This is a genomic window from Parenemella sanctibonifatiensis (assembly GCF_002250565.1).
Taxonomy (GTDB): Bacteria; Actinomycetota; Actinomycetes; order Propionibacteriales; family Propionibacteriaceae; genus Parenemella; species Parenemella sanctibonifatiensis.
Window position 1 is genome coordinate 519137 of sequence record NZ_NMVJ01000006.1, and the last position, 16906, is coordinate 536042.

16 protein-coding genes and 2 pseudogenes are annotated in these 16906 nt (G+C 68.7%); 8 read left to right on the forward strand and 10 right to left on the reverse strand.

What is annotated here, in order from left to right; all coding sequences use genetic code 11:
* The first annotated feature begins 15 nt into the window (after positions 1–15).
* The 3 genes from CGZ91_RS06945 to CGZ91_RS06955 are packed head-to-tail and all read left to right on the forward strand — an operon-like array spanning position 16 to position 1704.
* Entirely contained in the window at positions 16–492 is a 477-nt protein-coding gene (locus CGZ91_RS06945) for a pilus assembly protein TadG-related protein (RefSeq protein WP_094453692.1), read from the forward strand.
* 23 nt (positions 493–515) lie between these two features.
* Complete coding sequence (locus CGZ91_RS06950; RefSeq protein WP_094453694.1) at positions 516–1085, forward strand: hypothetical protein; 570 nt, start codon at positions 516–518, stop codon at positions 1083–1085.
* A gap of 1 nt (position 1086) precedes the next feature.
* Positions 1087–1704, forward strand: a complete 618-nt coding sequence (locus tag CGZ91_RS06955) for an L-threonylcarbamoyladenylate synthase (protein ID WP_094453696.1) — start codon at positions 1087–1089, stop codon at positions 1702–1704.
* Positions 1705–1741: 37 nt separating this feature from the next.
* Here CGZ91_RS06955 and CGZ91_RS06960 read toward each other — a convergent pair whose 3' ends face one another.
* Together CGZ91_RS06960 and CGZ91_RS06965 are read right to left on the reverse strand one after the other, a co-directional pair.
* Complete coding sequence (locus tag CGZ91_RS06960) at positions 1742–3421, reverse strand: hypothetical protein (protein ID WP_144276824.1); 1680 nt, start codon at positions 3419–3421, stop codon at positions 1742–1744.
* A 197-nt stretch (positions 3422–3618) separates the two neighbouring features.
* On the reverse strand, positions 3619–4662 hold the full coding sequence (locus CGZ91_RS06965) for a zinc-binding dehydrogenase (protein WP_094453700.1): 1044 nt from the start codon (positions 4660–4662) through the stop codon (positions 3619–3621).
* Positions 4663–4767: 105 nt separating this feature from the next.
* On the opposite strand from CGZ91_RS06965, the gene CGZ91_RS06970 reads away from it, so the two are divergent.
* A complete protein-coding gene (locus CGZ91_RS06970) occupies positions 4768–6456 on the forward strand; it encodes a dihydroxyacetone kinase family protein (protein WP_094453702.1) in 1689 nt (562 codons plus the stop codon).
* Between the two features lie 28 nt (positions 6457–6484).
* Complete coding sequence (locus CGZ91_RS06975) at positions 6485–7924, forward strand: NAD-dependent succinate-semialdehyde dehydrogenase (protein WP_094453704.1); 1440 nt, start codon at positions 6485–6487, stop codon at positions 7922–7924.
* 4 nt (positions 7925–7928) lie between these two features.
* Here the strand turns inward: CGZ91_RS06975 and CGZ91_RS06980 are convergent, their stop codons facing one another.
* On the reverse strand, positions 7929–8798 hold the full coding sequence (locus tag CGZ91_RS06980; protein ID WP_094453706.1) for a hypothetical protein: 870 nt from the start codon (positions 8796–8798) through the stop codon (positions 7929–7931).
* 198 nt (positions 8799–8996) lie between these two features.
* On the opposite strand from CGZ91_RS06980, the gene CGZ91_RS06985 reads away from it, so the two are divergent.
* Positions 8997–10046 carry a lipoyl protein ligase domain-containing protein gene (locus CGZ91_RS06985; protein WP_094453708.1) on the forward strand — a complete coding sequence of 350 codons (1050 nt, stop codon included), beginning with the start codon at positions 8997–8999 and terminating at the stop codon, positions 10044–10046.
* An 18-nt stretch (positions 10047–10064) separates the two neighbouring features.
* Here CGZ91_RS06985 and CGZ91_RS06990 read toward each other — a convergent pair.
* The 6 genes and pseudogenes from CGZ91_RS06990 to CGZ91_RS07010 all read right to left on the reverse strand — a co-directional run.
* Positions 10065–10574, reverse strand: a pseudogene (locus CGZ91_RS06990) (DUF4299 family protein); the annotation flags it as partial.
* 174 nt (positions 10575–10748) lie between these two features.
* Positions 10749–11312: a GNAT family N-acetyltransferase gene (locus CGZ91_RS06995; RefSeq protein ID WP_229116068.1), complete on the reverse strand. Its 564-nt coding sequence runs from the start codon at positions 11310–11312 to the stop codon at positions 10749–10751.
* An 8-nt stretch (positions 11313–11320) separates the two neighbouring features.
* Complete coding sequence (locus tag CGZ91_RS07000; RefSeq protein ID WP_094453712.1) at positions 11321–11938, reverse strand: DsbA family protein; 618 nt, start codon at positions 11936–11938, stop codon at positions 11321–11323.
* A 45-nt stretch (positions 11939–11983) separates the two neighbouring features.
* Positions 11984–12403 (reverse strand): CehA/McbA family metallohydrolase domain-containing protein, encoded by a 420-nt coding sequence (locus CGZ91_RS14575; RefSeq protein ID WP_094453714.1) that lies wholly within the window; start codon positions 12401–12403, stop codon positions 11984–11986.
* 31 nt (positions 12404–12434) lie between these two features.
* Positions 12435–13085: pseudogene (locus CGZ91_RS14965) on the reverse strand (CehA/McbA family metallohydrolase); the annotation flags it as partial.
* 38 nt (positions 13086–13123) lie between these two features.
* A complete protein-coding gene (locus tag CGZ91_RS07010) occupies positions 13124–13369 on the reverse strand; it encodes an MFS transporter (RefSeq protein ID WP_179229258.1) in 246 nt (81 codons plus the stop codon).
* A 69-nt stretch (positions 13370–13438) separates the two neighbouring features.
* Here CGZ91_RS07010 and CGZ91_RS07015 point away from each other — a divergent pair, with 69 nt between their 5' ends.
* Positions 13439–14068, forward strand: a complete 630-nt coding sequence (locus tag CGZ91_RS07015) for a DNA-3-methyladenine glycosylase (RefSeq protein ID WP_094453716.1) — start codon at positions 13439–13441, stop codon at positions 14066–14068.
* A gap of 172 nt (positions 14069–14240) precedes the next feature.
* Positions 14241–15656 carry an argininosuccinate synthase gene (gene argG, locus CGZ91_RS07020; RefSeq protein ID WP_094450937.1) on the forward strand — a complete coding sequence of 472 codons (1416 nt, stop codon included), beginning with the start codon at positions 14241–14243 and terminating at the stop codon, positions 15654–15656.
* A gap of 258 nt (positions 15657–15914) precedes the next feature.
* Here argG and CGZ91_RS07025 read toward each other — a convergent pair whose 3' ends face one another.
* A complete protein-coding gene (locus CGZ91_RS07025) occupies positions 15915–16796 on the reverse strand; it encodes a helix-turn-helix transcriptional regulator (RefSeq protein ID WP_094453718.1) in 882 nt (293 codons plus the stop codon).
* Between the last annotated feature and the right edge of the window lie 110 nt (positions 16797–16906).

Below are 16906 nucleotides of genomic sequence, written 5' to 3' on the forward strand. Positions count from 1 at the left end.
GCCCAGACTGGGAACATGACTGTGGCGACCCTCCCCGCGGCGCACAACTCCCCGGCGCTCGCAGCGAAGCCGCGCCACCAGCGGCGTACGCCCGCAGCCAGCCGCGACCAACGGGGCAACTCTGCCTCGGTGTTGGTGTTGCTGTGTGTCCTGGCACTGATCGTGATGGCGGGTCTGGTCACCGACGGCGCACGCCTCAGCTCCGCCCGACAACAGGCCCAGACCGCCGCCCAACAGGCGGCCCGCAGCGCTGCCGACGCCGGTGCCACCGGACGGATCGGTGGCCAGCCCGATGCCTACCGGGCCCGCGCCGCCGCCCAGGACCACCTGCGGCAGGCGGGCGTCGCCGGCGAGGTGACAATCCGTCCCGACGGCACCGTGTTGGTCCGCACCACGGTGACCACCCCCACCCAACTGCTCGGCATCATCGGCATCAACGAGCTGACCGGACACGGCGAGGCCGTGGCCGACCTGCGCGTCCGACCGGGCTGATCCAGCCTCGGTAGGCTGTGCCAATGGACAAGGCCGAGTCAGGGGCACCAGGCAGCACAGACCCGCACGACCACTGCGACCCGAGGCAGTCGAACGACCAGGTCTTCCGGGTCCGCCCATTGGCCATCCAGGTCGTCCTGACGATGCTGGTGCTCGGAGTCGTCGGCATCGCCTTCCTGATCGTGATCGCCGTCAATGCCGGACAGATGCGCTGGAGCGGCTGGCTGCTGATGATCGTGCCGGCCTTCCTGGTGTTGATCGGTGTGGTGGGACTGATCCGGCTGCCCCGCACCCTGACCGTCAACGCCAACCAGGTCCAGTGGCGTTTCGTCATTGGCGGCAGCGACACCTTGAAGTACGCCGACCTGAGCGCAATCGGCGTCGCCGAGGCCGACGGTCGCCGCAGCCTGATCGCGGAGTCCCGGACCGGGAAGCGGTTGGTGACCTGGCGGGCCGCGACCTGGCTGCCACGGTTTCGCGCCCATCGCATCATCGAGGTGGAGACCGGCCGCAGCGGCCTCCTCGACGTCGACAACGACACCATCGCCGCGGCCATCAAGCGGCACACCCGCGCAATCTGGAAGGGACAATGACATGCCCTACTACGAAGTCCACCCCGAACACCCCCAACCCCGCTCCATCGGCAAGGTCGCCGACATCGTCCGTGACGGTGGCCTGATCGGCTATCCGACCGACTCGGCGTACGCGCTGGGCTGCCGGCTCGGCAACAAGGAGGGGCTGGATCGCATCAAGCGGATCCGAAAGCTCAACGACAAGCACCACTTCACCCTGGTCTGCAGCGAGTTTGCCCAGCTCGGCACCTATGTCCACATGGACAATGCGACCTTTCGCCTGGTCAAGTCCCTGACACCGGGGGCGTACACCTTCATCCTGGCGGCCACCCGCGAGGTGCCGCGCGCGATGCAGCACCCGAAGAAGAAGACCGTCGGTGTCCGGATCCCGCCACACGTGACGACGCTGGCGCTGCTGGATGCGATCGGTGAACCGCTGGTCTCCAGCACCTTGATCCTGCCCGATGCCGACGCGCCGTTGACCGATGGTTGGCAGGTCAACGAGGAGATCGGCCACGAACTGGATGCGGTGATCGACTCCGGCGATGCCGGCAATGACTCGACCACCGTGGTCGACCTGACCGGTGACGCGCCGGAGGTGGTGCGGGTCGGCGCCGGGGACATCGAACCGTTCTCCTGACACCCAAGGCGTCGGCGCGTCGGCGTTCGTTGGCCACTCAGCGTTCGTTCGGCGCGCACCGCATCGGTTCGCCGGGAGCCGGACCGAACTCACGGCCCCCGAAGACCTCGTCGCGGATGAAGTCGTAGTACGCCTGAGCACCGCGGTCACGATAGGGGCTGTCCTCGGCGCAGCGGGAGACGTAATAGCCGACGGCATCGGCGAAGGATTCGCTGGCGGTGCTGCCGTACGCCGTGATCGGGCCCTGGTTGCGGAAGATCCGCTGGAAGTCGTCCCAGTAGTCCGGGGACCCATGCCGGTCGCTGCTCCAGGCATGCGCCATCTCGTGAATGATCAGCCGGACCAGTCGGCCCTGCTGACCCTCGTCGAATGCCTGTTGAAACTTGCGCAGGTCCAGCGTGATCTTGCCCGCATGCGACAAGCCGTAGTCACCCATCGCCCAGGAATCGGTGCTGCCGGAGTGGAAGGCCAGACCATCGGGCATCCCGGCGCGGCTCCGCTCGATGTAGTCGGTGCAGTCGACCGCATCCAAGGTCTGCGCCAGCATTCGGGTGATGTCGACGTAGGCGTCCTCACGCCATCGGGACCCGTCGAGGGTGACATTCCAGGTGGTCTCGATGAGGTCGGCGATCTCATCGGCATCCGCGTCGGCGTCGACCGGATGGTCGATGCTGCACGGTGCCGGGATGGCGGCCACCCGCAGCCGCGGCGCAGCGACCGCGGCCTCATCGGTGTCGGTCGGAGCTGGTGCCGGAGCCGGCGTCGCCGGGGTCGGTGGCGCCGGCGTGGTCGGAGCGGGTTCTGGCATGACCGGCACCGCTGTCTGCTCCGGTTCGGCATACCAAGTGTTGCCGACCGAGGCTGTCATCCCGGCCAGGCCGATGGTGCCGGCCAGGGTGACGGCTGCCACGCGGCGAATGGTGGACCGGCGGCGCTTGCGGCGCGTCCGGGCGGTTGCCGCGATCGGGTGGGCCGGCTCGGTGTCGGACTCGGCGCTCGGTGCGGCATCGGCGCCCAGTTCGGGATCACCCGCGTCGGGATCACCCGGTTCGGGATCAGGAGCGTCGACGGCTGCGTTCGCGGCGGATGGATCGGTCGGGTCAGGCTCGGCGATCTCCGCGGTGGCGTCCTGACGCTCTGCCCCGTCGGTGGTGGCAGCCTCGACGTCGCGTGCGGCCAGCCAACTTCCCTCGATGTCGGACTCGTCCACCAGCCAGACGTGGTCCCAGCCCGCTGCCGGGTCGACCACTGAACCGACGGCCCGGGCCTCGGCCACCAGCGCCACCCCCGCAGAAACCGCAGCAGCGTCAGCCACCAGCGGCAGGGCGGGCCGGGCCGTGCTGGCTGTCGTGGGTGTGGTGCTGTCGTCGGATGCGCTGCGCTCGGGGGCAGGGTCCTCGGGTGCGGTGCTGACCGATGCGGGGGAGCGCGGTGGCCGCACAGCCGACGGATCGTCAACCAGCGCCCGGGCGCCGGCGAATGCCCGGCGTGGGGTCGGGATGTCGCCGCGGCTGTTCTCATCGGCAGCGGTGAGGGAACGGCGTGCCCGGACCGCGCGACGTCCGATCTCCGGTTCGTTGACCTCGGCCGCCGGGACCGTCCGTGCCCGGCGGGGTTGGACCCGACTGCCACCGTTGTCGGGCTTGGCTTGGCCGCTGACCACCCGGGAGCGACGCGGCTGTTGCTGCTGCGGTTCGTCGCGCGCGTCGGTAGGCACCCCTGGGGCCAGCCTGGCGGGCTCGGCCAGCACTCTGCGCGGGGTCGTTGCGGCGGGCTCCGTTGCCCTGATCCGCCGCCCCTGCGTCATGGAGTCCTCCTCATGTCCGGTGAGCACGATACGCGACCAAGGTGTACCTAACCCAAGTCGATCTTGAATCCCATTCAGCCGAGCCACGCGGCCGGTGCCAGCCCGTCTCAGATGCGCGGATCGATCGCCATCTTGACGCCGAGTTGGTCTGCAACAGCCTGGTAGGCCTCCTCGATCCGATCCAGGCTGAAGGTGTGGGTGACGATGGCATCGTGGTCGATTGCGCCACCGGCCAGCAGGTCCACGGCTCGGCGTACGTCACGGCGGCGTGCGTTGGAACCGCCGGTCACCTCGAGCTCGTTGTAATGGATCAGATTGGGATCCATCTGGGCCGTCGACCCCTTCGGGAAACCGGCGAAGTAGTTCACCCGGCCTCCGGCAGCGGCGCACGCCAGCGCAGTGTTGGCAAGGTCGGGCACCCCGATGCAGACCACCACGGCGTCAGCGCCGCGGCCGTTGGTGGCATCACGCACCGTCTCGACCAGGTCAACCGCGGACGGATCCAGGGTCAGGTCGGCGCCGAGTTGCTCGGCGATGCGGCGCCGTTCCTCACCACGGTTGGCGACGATGACCTGGCCGACACCGGCGTAGCGGGCCAGCTGAGTGTGGAGCAACCCGATCGGGCCGGCGCCGATGACCACCACGGTGTCGCCCGGGTTGACCCGGTACTGGTCCAGTCCGTTCAAACAGCACGAGACCGGCTCGGCGAGCGCCAACAGGGCCGGTGGCAGGTCCTGGGGCGTGAGGATCAGGTTGCCCCGGGCGACCGCCTCGGCGGGCACCAGCATCTTCTCGGCCAACCCGCCGTCCAGGGCGTACCCAAACAGCCGCAGTCGCTCACACAGGTGCTCGCGGTCCCGCAGGCAGTGGTCACAGGCGCCGCAGGACAGCACGATCGACACCGTGGCCTGGCGGCCAACCCATTCCTGGGGCAGGCCATCGCCGACGGCGGACACCCGGCCGGCAATCTCGTGCCCGACCACAACGTCGGGCACCACGCCGCTGGTCTTGGCGCCGGTGAACAGCCGGACGTCGGTGCCGCACAGCGTGGTCGTCTCGATGTCGAGCACCACTGCGCCGGGTCCCGGGACGGGATCCGGACGGTCCTCGAGGCTCAAATTGTGGGGAGAATGGAGGACTGCAGCGCGCATGGGAGAGGCTCCTCGTCGACCGGTCGGGGGTGGCTAGACTCTAGCCCACATCTCGGCTGCTCCCCCTGGCTGAGGGGGCTCGGCAGACTCACCCGGAGGTACACCATGACGCGATTGACCAACGACCCGGCGGACTTTGCCAGCGAAGCGCTGGCCGGCTTCATCGACGCGAATCCTCGCCACGTCCGCGCTGTCCACGGCGGCGCCGTACGTTCCACCAAGACTCCCCAGGGCAAGGTCGCCATCATCGTCGGCGGCGGGTCGGGTCACTATCCGGCGTTTGCCGGCTGGGTGGGTCCCGGCTTCGCCGATGGCGCGGTGGCTGGCAACATCTTCTCCTCGCCGTCGGCAGCCCAGGCGTACAGCGTCTGCAAGGCAGCCGAGCGCGGCGCGGGCGTCTTCATCGGGTTCGGCAACTACGCAGGTGACATCCTCCACTTCGGTCAGGCCGTCGAGCGGTTGCGATCCGAGGGCATCGACGCCCGCACCCTGGTGGTGACCGATGACATCGCCTCCAGCCAGGAGCACAGCCAGCGCCGCGGCATCGCCGGCGACCTGCCGACCTTCAAGGTGGTGGGAGCGGCGGCGGAGGCCGGCGCCGACATGGACACCGTCGAGGCGCTGTTCGACAAGGTCAACCACCGCACCCGCAGCTTTGGTGTCGCGTTTGACGGCTGCACGTTGCCCGGCCATGACGAGCCGCTGTTCACCGTGCCCGACGGCAAGGTCGGCATCGGGCTGGGCATCCACGGCGAGCCGGGCATCGACGAGGCCGACCTGGGCACCGCCCACGAGTTGGCGCAGCTGTTGGTCGACGGACTGTTGAAGGACAAGCCGGCCGACGTCGAGGATCGCGCCATCGTCATCGTCAACGGCCTGGGCGACACCAAGTACGAGGAGCTCTTCGTCGTCTATCGCAGCGTCAAGCAGCTGTTGGACCAGGCCGGCATCGAGATCGTCGACGGCGAGGCCGGCGAGTTCGTCACCAGCCTCGACATGGCTGGTCTGTCGCTGACCTTGGTGTGGGCCGACCAGGAGATTGAGAAGTACTGGTTCGCCGCCTGTGACACTCCTGCCTACCGCCGCGGCGCGGTCGGCGACGTCGAGGTGGACGACACCGAACTTCCCACCGAGGCCACCGCCGTTGCGGTCGCCGAACAGGGCAGCGAGGCCTCCCAGCAGGCCGCCGGCCAGGTCGTCAGCCAACTCGAGGCAATCCTCAACGCGCTCAAGTCGGCCGAGAAGACGCTCGGCGACGCCGATGCGGTGGCCGGTGACGGTGACCACGGCGAGGGCATGGTCCGCGGTGCGCTCCATGCGCATCGTGAAGCGGCCCGGTTGGCCGGTGAGGGTGCCGGCGCCGGCACCACCCTGCGTGGTGCCGGTGACAAGTGGAGCGAGCACGCAGGTGGCACCTCGGGTGCGCTGTGGGGTGCGATCCTGACCGCCTTCGGCTCCACCATCGGCGACCAGGACGCGCCCGATGCGGCCGCCGTGGCCGCCGGGCTGGCTGCTGGTCTGGAGGCCGTGCAGCGGCTCGGCCAGGCGCAGGTCGGCGACAAGACCCTGGTCGACGCCTACGACCCGGCAGTCACCGCCGCCCAGGGCGCGACCGGTGGCGACATCGCCGCCGTCTGGGCAGCTGCCGCGGAAGCCGCCGAGGGCGGCGCGCGCAGCACCGCCGACATGGTCGCGAAGCTGGGCCGGGCGCGGCCGTTGGGCGAGAAGAGCCGCGGCACCGAGGATCCGGGGGCGACCTCGCTGGCGCTGGTGCTGCGTACCCTCGCTGGCTGACGCAAGGTGGGGGAGTAGCGTCCGTGGCATGGACGCCGCACTGAGCACATTGCACCCCGACCTGTGGATCAACGGGTCCTGGACCGCGACCGAGGAAACCTTCGCGGTCCAGGACCCGGCCACCGGCGAGACCCTCGCCGAGGTTGCCGACGCCTCCCCGGAGCAGGCGTTGGCGGCCCTCGCGGCCGCGACCGAGGCCGCTCCCGGCTGGGCCGCGGCCCCACCGAGGGAACGAGCCGAAGTGCTGCGCCGGGCGTACGAACTGATCGTCGCCGACGAGGATCGGTTGGCGCGCTGCATGACTCTGGAGATGGGCAAACCGCTGACCGAGTCCCGCGGCGAAGTCAGTTATGGCGCCGAGTTCTTCCGTTGGTACGCCGAGGAGGCCGTCCGCAGCACCGGCCAGTACGGCCGCTCTCCGGACGGCAAGCGCACCCTGGTGACGGTCAAGAAACCGGTCGGTCCGGCGTACGCCATCACTCCTTGGAATTTCCCGCTGGCGATGGCGACCCGCAAGATCGCCCCGGCATTGGCAGCCGGTTGCCCGATCATCCTCAAGCCAGCGGCCGAGACGCCGCTGACCTCACTGCTGTTGATGGACATCCTGGCGGAGGCCGGCGTGCCGGCCGGGGTCGTCAACTGTGTGACCACCAGCGACGCAGCCGCCCAGAGCGCCGCCCTGATGGCCGATCCACGACTGCGGAAGGTGACTTTCACCGGCTCCACCGAGGTCGGGCGTACCTTGCTGCACCAGGCCGCTGACCAGGTCCTCAACGTCTCGATGGAGCTCGGCGGGAACGCTCCCTTCATCGTCTTGGCCGACGCGGATCTGCCCGCGTCGATCGAGGGCGCCATGACGGCCAAGATGCGCAACATCGGCGAGGCCTGCATCAGCGCCAACCGGTTCCTGGTGCATGAATCGGTCGCCGAGGAGTTCACCGCCGGGATGACCGAGGCGATGGGCAACCTCAAGCCGGGCCACGGCCTCGAGGAGGGCTCGACACTGGGTCCGCTGATCGATGACGAGGCTCGGGACCGGATCCACGGCTGGGTCCACGAGGCGGTCCGGGCCGGCGGACAACTCCACTGTGGCGGCGAGATTCCCTCCGGTCCCGGCCACTTCTATCCGGCGACGGTGCTGTCGGGCATCTCGGCGGAGATGACCCTGGCCAAGCGCGAGATCTTCGGGCCGGTGGTTGCGATCCAGACCTTCGATGACGCCGACGAGGCGGTCGCGCTGGCCAATGACAGCGAACACGGCCTGAGCGCATACATCTATGGCCGAGACGGATCAGTGCTGCAGGTGGCCGAGCGTCTGGAGTCCGGCATGGTTGGCGTCAACACCGGCCTGATCTCCGATCCGGCCGCGCCGTTTGGTGGGGTGAAGCAGTCCGGTCTGGGTCGTGAAGGCGCCCGCGACGGGATCGAGGCCTTCCTGGAGACGACCTATCTGGCCCTGACCTGGTGACCCCTCAGTTGGTGGTCGCCGCCGTGTCGCAGCCAAGCCTGTCGCCGGGGGCCGCGGCGAATTCGTGGCCGCCGAAGACCTCGTCGCGGATGAGTTCGTAGCTGGCATCGTCCTGACCATCGGCGTAGGGCCGATGATCGGTGTCAGGTTCGACCGCGCAGCGGGCAACGTAGTAGCCAACCGCGTCGGCGAAGCTCTCCGACAGGGAGGACCCGTAGCCCGTGAAGCCACCTTGGCTGCGATAGATCTTCTCGTAGGCCTGTTGGTAGGCCGGCTCGGCGTACCGATCGACGTTGAAGGCGTGGGCCAGTTCGTGGACGATCACCCGGACCACCCGGGCCTGGTCGCCCTCATCGATGGACTGCTGCATCTTGGCGAAGTCCAGGGTGACCGCGTTGGCCGAGGTCAGGCTCCAGTCGCCCCACGCCCAGCCGGGCTTGGTGGTGGCGTTGACTCGCAGCTCTGGGTTCTTCTCCTTGATCGCCGTCAGGAATGGGGTGCAGTCGACCGCATCCATGATCTCCCAGTAGGTGTGGGTGACGTCTTCGGCGCGACCCCACTGGTTGCCGACCAGCTCGATGCCCCAGATCTGCTCCAGCTGCTCCACGACGGTGTCGCTGTCGGCGCCGGTGGGGTAGGGGTGATCGGCCTCGCACGGACGCGGGATCGTCACGACGGGCGCGGGCTCGACCGATACCGGTTGCGCGGGAGGTCCGGGCTGCGGGGCGGGCTCGAGTGCCGGCTCAGGCGTCGGATCGCTCGCCCCGCCGAGCGGCGGCAGCGGCTCGGGGGCTGCGTGCGCGACGGGTGTCGTCGGCAGCGCCATCACCAAGACCAGGCCGGCCGCGGCGAGAACTCGGGACACCACCCGCATGGGCGCACCTCACATCTGGGAATCGGGACATCCGACAGCGTCGGGACGTCGGGAACAGGAACGCAGGAACACTACCTGAGAGATTCCTTAGAACCAAGAATGGATTCTTCAAGGTTCGCTCGAGTTCGTCACGGTTCTCGCGCGCTACCGTCGAGGCGTACCAACAGCCGGGGAACCGACCCGGCGGGCAGGGGAGACATGCGTGGTGAGTTCAAGGTCCGCGGCGGCAAGCTCGTGGCGGTGCAGTGTGAGGTCGAGGACGGCCGGCTGACCGACGTCCAGCTCTCCGGCGACTTCTTCATCGAACCAGACGACGCACTGCTGGACATCAACGCTGCCCTCACCGGGATGTCCGCGACCGCCACCGCCGAGCAGTACGCCGCCGCCATCGAGCAGGCGCTGGCACCGCAGGTGCAGCTGATTGGTTTCACGCCCCAGGCAGTCGGCACCGCCGTACGCCGCGCTCTCGGCAATGCAACCAGCTGGGACGACCACGATTTCGAGGTGATCGGCCCCGAGGTGATGCCTCCGATCATGCACGTCGCGCTCGACGAGGTCCTGCTGGCTGAGGTTGGTGCGGGACGGCGCGGCCCGCTGCTGCGCTTCTGGGACTGGGATTCCCCCTTGGTGGTGATCGGGTCTTTTCAGTCCTACCGGAACGAGATCGACGACGACGCCGCCAAACGGATCGGCTTCGACGTGGTACGCCGGATCTCCGGTGGCGGAGCGATGTTCATGGAAGCCGGCAACTGCATCACCTATTCAATGGTGGTGCCCGGGTCGCTGGTGGAGGGCCTCAGCTTCGAGCAGTCCTACGCCTTCCTCGACGACTGGGTGATGCAGGCACTGGCCAGTGTCGGGGTGAAGGCGCACTACGTGCCACTCAACGACATCGCCTCCGAGCAGGGCAAGATCGGTGGAGCAGCCCAGAAGCGCCTGGCCAGCGGCGCCGTGCTGCACCACGTGACGATGGCCTATGACATCGACGCCGACAAGATGGCCGAGGTGCTACGGATCGGCCGGGAGAAGTTGGTCGACAAGGGCACCCGAAGCGCCAACAAGCGGGTGGATCCGATGCGTTCCCAGACCGGCATGGCACGCGACGACATCCTGACTGCCTTCCAGGAGTCGTTCCTGAGCCACTACCGCTCCCATGTGGGCGGTTATCGGGAGGCCGAGCTGGCACGGGCCCGGGAACTGGTGGAGACCAAGTTCGGCACCGAGGAGTGGACCCGCCGGGTGCCGTGAGTCAACTTTCGGACTCGGTCAGACCTGACCGCCGGAGTTCTTCGCGAGCGCGTGGATCTCGTCGTTGCTGAGGCGTTCGACCACGATTGAGGCGCCGTCGAGGAAGCGGTAGCGGTCGGTCGGCAGTGCCCGCATCGCCGCGCTGTAGTCGGCCTCGCCGACGGTCCGGATGCCGTCGACGCCGTCCTCCATGATCACCAGCAGCCACCGGTTGATGTCGTCAGGGCGGAGCTGGCGGCGGTAGCCGATGTCGAGCACGGGCTCCCACGGCAGCACTGTAGTGACCCCTTGCCCGAGCACGTACAGACCCTGGATCTCTCCCTCAGGGGTCCGTACGACCTTCTGGCTGGCGTCGAAGGCCTGCTCGTTCTGCACCGCCGTGAACCACTGGCCGAAGGCCTCGACCGGGGACGGAGCGGCCAGGATCTCGTCGAAGGTCGAGGCGGAGAAGGTCACCGGGCGTACGATTCCGGGCATGATCGCGCCGTTCGTCTCGCCCTGGCACGGCCGCATGCCCTGAATGCCGAAGAGCGCATCCGCCGCGGCATCATCTCGTCCGGGTCGACGTTGTAGGGCCGCAGCCCCGGCTCGCCGACGGCCAGCGCCTGCTCGACGGTCAGCGGAATGTGCTGCCGCAGCAGCCGCTTCTTGGGCGTGATCGCGAAGGTGTGGCTGATCGGACGGGTCCTTCCGGGTCGGCGGTCAGAGGTCCTTCACCAGGACCGCAAAGGCGAGGTGGTCGACCAGCGGGATACCGAAACGGGGATCATCCATGGGGAAGGGAAGCCGCTCGTCGGTCAGCCGATAGCCGTGGCGAATGTACCAATCGATCAGATCAGCGCGAGCATCGATCACCGTCATGACAGCCTGGTCGTGTCCCGCCTCGGCCAGGATCCGTTCGGCCTCGCCCAACAGGTACGCCCCGTAGCCCGCTCCCTGGTGGAAGGGGCGCACCGTCACCATCCCGATGTAGCCGGCACCAGTGGTGGCGGTCTCGTCCGCTTCGCCACCTTCGCCCCACACATGGGTACGAAAACAGCCGACCAGGTCACTGGGATCCTCGGTCAGCACCGCCACCCACAAGGTTCCGGGCTCGGCGGCGAGGCTGTCGACGTCGGTGCGTTGACCGGCCAGCAGGTCCGCCTCGGTGGTCCAACCGACCCGGCTGGAGTCCCCCCGATACGACAGGTTCACCAGCTGGGAGATCACCGGCAGGTCGGCCTCGGCCGCGGGACGGATGGTCAGATCGGCGGCTGCGTCAGTCACCGGAATCCTCAGTCGAAGATCGGGCCGACGGTACGCGAGCGCTTCAGCTCGAAGAAGCCGTCGTACTCGGTCATCAGCGCGAAGCCGTCGAAGAGCCGACCAGCGGCCTCACCCGTGGGCGCCGGCGAGATGACCGGGCCGAAGAGGGCCTTGCCGTTGACATGGATGACCGGCGTGCCGACCTCATCGCCAACCGGGTCCATACCTTCGTGGTGGGAGCGGCGCAGCGCGTCGTCGTTGGCGTCGGTGTCGGCAGCCTGTGCCAACTCCACCGGCAGACCGACATCAGTCAGTGCGGCCTCCACGGTGGCCCGGCTGCGCTCCTCGGCGCCGGGATGGATGCGGGTGCCCAGCGCGGTGTAGAACTCGGCGAGCTTCTCCGAACCGTGCTGCTCCTCGACGGCCAGGCACACCCGCACCGGGCCCCAAGCGGTCTGGAGGAAGTCGCGATAGCCCTGCGGAACATCCTTGTCCTCGTTGAGCACGGCCAAGCTCATGACGTGAAACGTGACCGAGATCGGGCGTACCTTCTGGGCCTCCAAGATCCAACGCGACGTCATCCAGGCCCACGGGCATGCGGGGTCGAACCAGAAATCAACAGCGGTCTGCTCAGCAGTGTCAGTCATGTCCATCAGCCTACTCGGCCGGTTGCCTACGGCTCTGGCCCATACTCAGGCGATCGCCAGGAGTCCCCGGTCGGCCGCTTCCAAGCGGCAGCGGCCGGCCGGGGCAGGCAGGCGTACGCGGTCGCCGTGGATCACCCGGCGGCGGCCCTCCTGGTCCACGAGGACGCAGCCGTCGGCGTCGACGGCCCACAGCTGATCGGCCAGCCGCAGCAACACCGGGCAGTCCGGGGTGGAGGAGCGGCTGATCGCGGTCCGACCCAGGCGTACGCCTTCCAGCAACGCCTCGGTGGTGCATTCCGAGGCCAGCACCCACGTGGTCGGGGTGCCCGGCGGATAGCCCTGGCTCGGGGTGTGGAAGTCCGAGCCGCCGATCAGCGCAGTGCCGGCCGGCCAGCGCCACAGCAACGTCCACGGCGCGGTGTGGTGCAGACCGAGGAACCATTCGATGTGCCACAGCTCCAGCACCGGGCAGTTCCTCGGGCAGCCAGGCACAGTCCTGGGACAGCGGATGGTTGGCGCTCAGTACGCCGCCGGCCTTCTCGACCTGCTCGATCCAGGTGGCGACGGGTTCCCGGAAGTCGACGAAGCCGATCTCACCAAAGGCGTTGGCGTGGCCGCGGTGCGTGGTGACCTCCTGGCCGGGCAGCAGCGAGATGCCGTAGCGCTGCCCGGCGGCGCCCATTTCGGACCAGTGGGAGGTGGTGTTGTGATCGGTGACCGCCAGGAAGTCCAGCCCCCGGCCGGCGGCCGCGGCGGCCAGCTGGTCGACGCTCTGGTCACCGTCCGAGTGCAGCGTGTGGGCGTGAAAATCACCGGCCCACCACCGCAGTCCCGGCGGGGGGGTAGGTCCCTGGCCGAGCCGCGGGTGGCGTCGGGCGCCGGCGGACGGGCCGCCCGCCGCGATCACCAGCCCGGCCATCACCGCGGCCCACAGCGGTGTGACGAAGATCAGGGGCAGGAAGCCGACCGCCAGGATCCCGAACGAGATCCGCCAGACCAGCGGCGCCCCGATCCTGCGCACCACCCGATTCCAGCTCACCAGCCCGAGCGCGGCCGCCAGGATCACCGCGCCCTGGAGATAGAGGGCGTCGCCGACCGGCCGCCCCAGGGCGTGCAAGACGTAGAGCTGCACCCCGGCCAGCACCATCGCCAGCGAGGCGAGATAGCAGGCCGAGGCAATGCCGATCAGCCAGAAGGTCCGAACCGGGTCCGGGTGCGGTCCGAGAGCCAGCCCAGCACGGGGTTGTCGACGGCGTCGATGACGGCGAACACGATCATGACGGCGGCGTACGCGCGGGCGTCCAGTCCGAGCAGCTGGACGTAGAAGAACAGCATCGAGCCGCGGACGAGGTTCATCGGCAGCGACAGGCCGAACATGCCCAGGGAGTAGCGCAGCACCGAGGTCTCGGGGCCGCGCGGCGGTGCGCTCACGGCTGCACCCTAACCGAGCCGGGCGGCCATCACGTGATCCCCCGATGATCGATGAGGAACACTGGCCAGATGCCCACTCCGCTGACGTCAGGCCTGACCCCGCTGCCGAGGGAGTTCTTCGATCGCCCTTCGGTCGAGCTCGCACCCCGGCTGTTGGGATGTCTCATCGTCACCGATCCGGTCGTGCTGCGGATCACCGAAGTGGAGGCGTACGCCGGCAGCCAGGACCCCGGATCGCATGCCTACCGAGGCAAGAGCGCCCGCAATGCCACCATGTTCGGACCTGCCGGACACCTGTACGTCTATCGCCACATGGGGTTGCACAGCTGCATGAACCTGGTCGCGGCGGATCCCGGTGAGGGCACCGGGTGCCTGATTCGTGCCGGTGAGGTGGTGGCAGGTCGGGAGACCGCGCGGCATCGGCGAACCACTTCCGGGGTGACCCGCAAGGACACCGACCTCGCCCAGGGACCGGGCCGCCTCACCGTCGCGCTGGGCATCACCTGGCACGACGACGGCCTCGACGTCTGCGCGCCGGACGCGCCGGTGTGGGTGGCCGACCGGGCAAGGGAGCCGGCCATCGGGGCCGGTGTCAGGATCGGCTTGAACGAAGCAGCCTCCGACCCGGTGCGTCATCCCTGGCGGTTCCGGATCGTCGGCGACCCGACGGTGTCGGGACCACCGGCGTACAACCGGTGAACGCGGACCTGCACAACTACAGCATCACGTAGCTGTGCAGGCGGAATGGCCCAGATGATCTGCACAACTACAGCATCCTGTGCTTGTTCACGCCTGGAGGTGGCGGAACGCCTGGCACCCGGATCCGATAGTTATTCGCCCTTCAGCATACTTATGCGTTAGGCTGGTGGGCGTGTCAAAGGTACTCAGCTCACTTCCGGTCGGCCAGCGGGTCGGCATCGCTTTCTCCGGTGGCCTCGACACCTCCGTGGCCGTCGCCTGGATGCGCGAGAAGGGGGCGATTCCCTGCACCTACACCGCCGATCTCGGCCAGTACGACGAGTCCGACATTGCCTCGATTCCGGGCCGCGCCGGTCAGTACGGCGCCGAGATCTCCCGACTGGTCGACTGCCGCTCAGCGCTCGTCGAGGAAGGCCTGGTCGCGCTCCAGTGCGGCGCCTTCCACATCCGCAGCGGCGGCCGCACCTACTTCAACACCACCCCGCTCGGTCGCGCCGTGACCGGCACCATGCTGGTGTCGGCGATGAAGGAGGACGGCGTCAACATCTGGGGCGACGGCTCCACCTACAAGGGCAACGACATCGAGCGGTTCTATCGCTATGGCCTGCTCGCCAACCCGGCGCTGCGGATCTACAAGCCCTGGCTGGACGCCGACTTCGTCGAGGAGCTCGGCGGCCGCTCGGAGATGTCGGAGTGGCTCACCCAGCGCGACCTGCCCTACCGCGACAGCAAGGAGAAGGCGTACAGCACCGACGCCAACATCTGGGGCGCCACCCACGAAGCGAAGCAGCTCGAACACCTCGACCAGGGCATCGAGATCGTCGAGCCGATCATGGGTGTCGCCGCCTGGCGCGATGATGTCGAGGTCGCGACCGAGGTCGTCACCCTCACCTTCGAGGAGGGGCGCCCGGTGAAGATCAACGGCGCCAGCTTCGAGTCCCCGGTCGATCTGGTGCTGGAGGCCAACGCGATTGGCGGCCGGCACGGCCTGGGCATGAGCGACCAGATCGAGAATCGCATCATCGAGGCGAAGTCGCGCGGCATCTACGAGGCGCCCGGCATGGCGCTGCTGCACATCGGCTACGAGCGGCTGCTCAACGCGATTCACAACGAAGACACCATCGCCAACTACCACAGCGAGGGTCGTCGCCTGGGTCGCCTGATGTACGAGGGTCGCTGGCTTGATCCGCAGTCGCTGATGCTGCGCGAGTCCCTGGTCCGCTGGGTCGGCTCGGCGGTCACCGGCGAGGTCACCATCAAGCTGCGTCGCGGCGAGGACTACACGATCATGGACACCACCGGTCCGCATCTGAGCTACCACCCGGACCGGCTGTCGATGGAGCGGGTCGGCGACGCCGCTTTCGGCCCGACCGAACGAATCGGCCAGCTGACCATGCGCAACCTGGACATCGCCGATTCCCGCGCCCGACTGGAGCTGTACGCCAGCCAGGGCATCGTCGGCGGACCGACCGCCGAGTTGGTCTCCTCGCTGGAGCCGGGTGGCCACGAGGCGATCGCCGGTGGCGCCGGACCCGACGACGACCAGGCCGCGCTGGATCGGGCCGCGATGGAGTTCGGCACCGACTGAGTCAGGTGGCTGGCCGAGTGGGGCAGTTCACTCGGCCAGTGGCGGGGTCGGCGGGTCCTCCGCCGGCCCCGGTTCTGTTGCCGGTGGCGAGCTCTCGTCCTTAGGCGCGGGGTCTGGGCTCGTGTTCCCGGGCCGCCAGCCACACCGCCAGCAGTCCTGGCGCGACGCCTCGGCGCCGTCGTTGAGCGCACCGCACTCGGGACAGACCCGGTCCAGCCAGCAAGCAGCCTCGCCACCCTCGTCGCTCATGGCGACAGCCTACGACCCCGGATGCCCCAACAGACCCTGACCGCGTACGCCGGCCTGGAACCGGCTGGTCGCGGCCAGGTCATCCATCAATCCGGCCACGTGACGCCGGAACTGCCGGTCCGTGATGCCCAGGCGTCGGGCGGCAGCGGCATCGGTGAGGCCCTCGGCCAAGAGCGCGGCGACTGTTTCCGGGGTGACGGTGGCTGGATCGGCGCCAGCCTCATACAGCACCTCGGCGAGCGCCTCGAGATCGGTCAGCTCTCCGGGCACCAACGCCTCCTGACCGCCCACGCGAGCGTGGACCACGCCGTCGCCCCAGACCAGCGCACCGATATCCTGGAAGATCGCAACTCCGATGGCGAGTTGGCCCGCGGCTCGCACTGCGGGCCGACTGTCTGCCAGGCTCGCCAGCCGCTCCGCCTGCGCAAGCAGTTCGGTGCGGGGGGCGAGCAGCCGGAGTTCAGCAGCATCGCGAAACCGGTGCTGTTCCGGTTCCAGGGCTCGCAGCACCGCCATGGCCAGGGGTTCTGGTCCGCCCAGCACCAGCGTCACCCGGCGTACGCCTCGGCACAGTCCCTTGGTCAACGGCGCCAGGTCGGCAGGGCCGACCGGACGCCAGCGTTCGGGGTCAGGTGCCTTGGCCTGCAGCCAGGCGTCGATCAGTCCCCGATGCTCGGCTGCCACCGCGTCGCGGACTGCCGGCAGCTCAGGCTCGACCAAGAAGCGGCCGTCGTCGGCGACGACCCTCAGGATCCCCTGAGCCACCAGCTGGTCGACCTGGTCGGCGACCTCGGCCTCGGACACGCCGAGGGCACGGCTCAACAGAGTGGGGGAGCGGCGTTGGAAAATCACCGTCTCCAGCAACAGGGGTGAACTCAGGTCCAGCGACATCCTCACCATCCGGTCATGGGTCCCGTGGCAGTCGACTCATCCTGCCGGATGTCACCGTACTGATCCGCCGCGCCACTCCGGGCCGGAATCAGGATGACAACCAGGTGGCC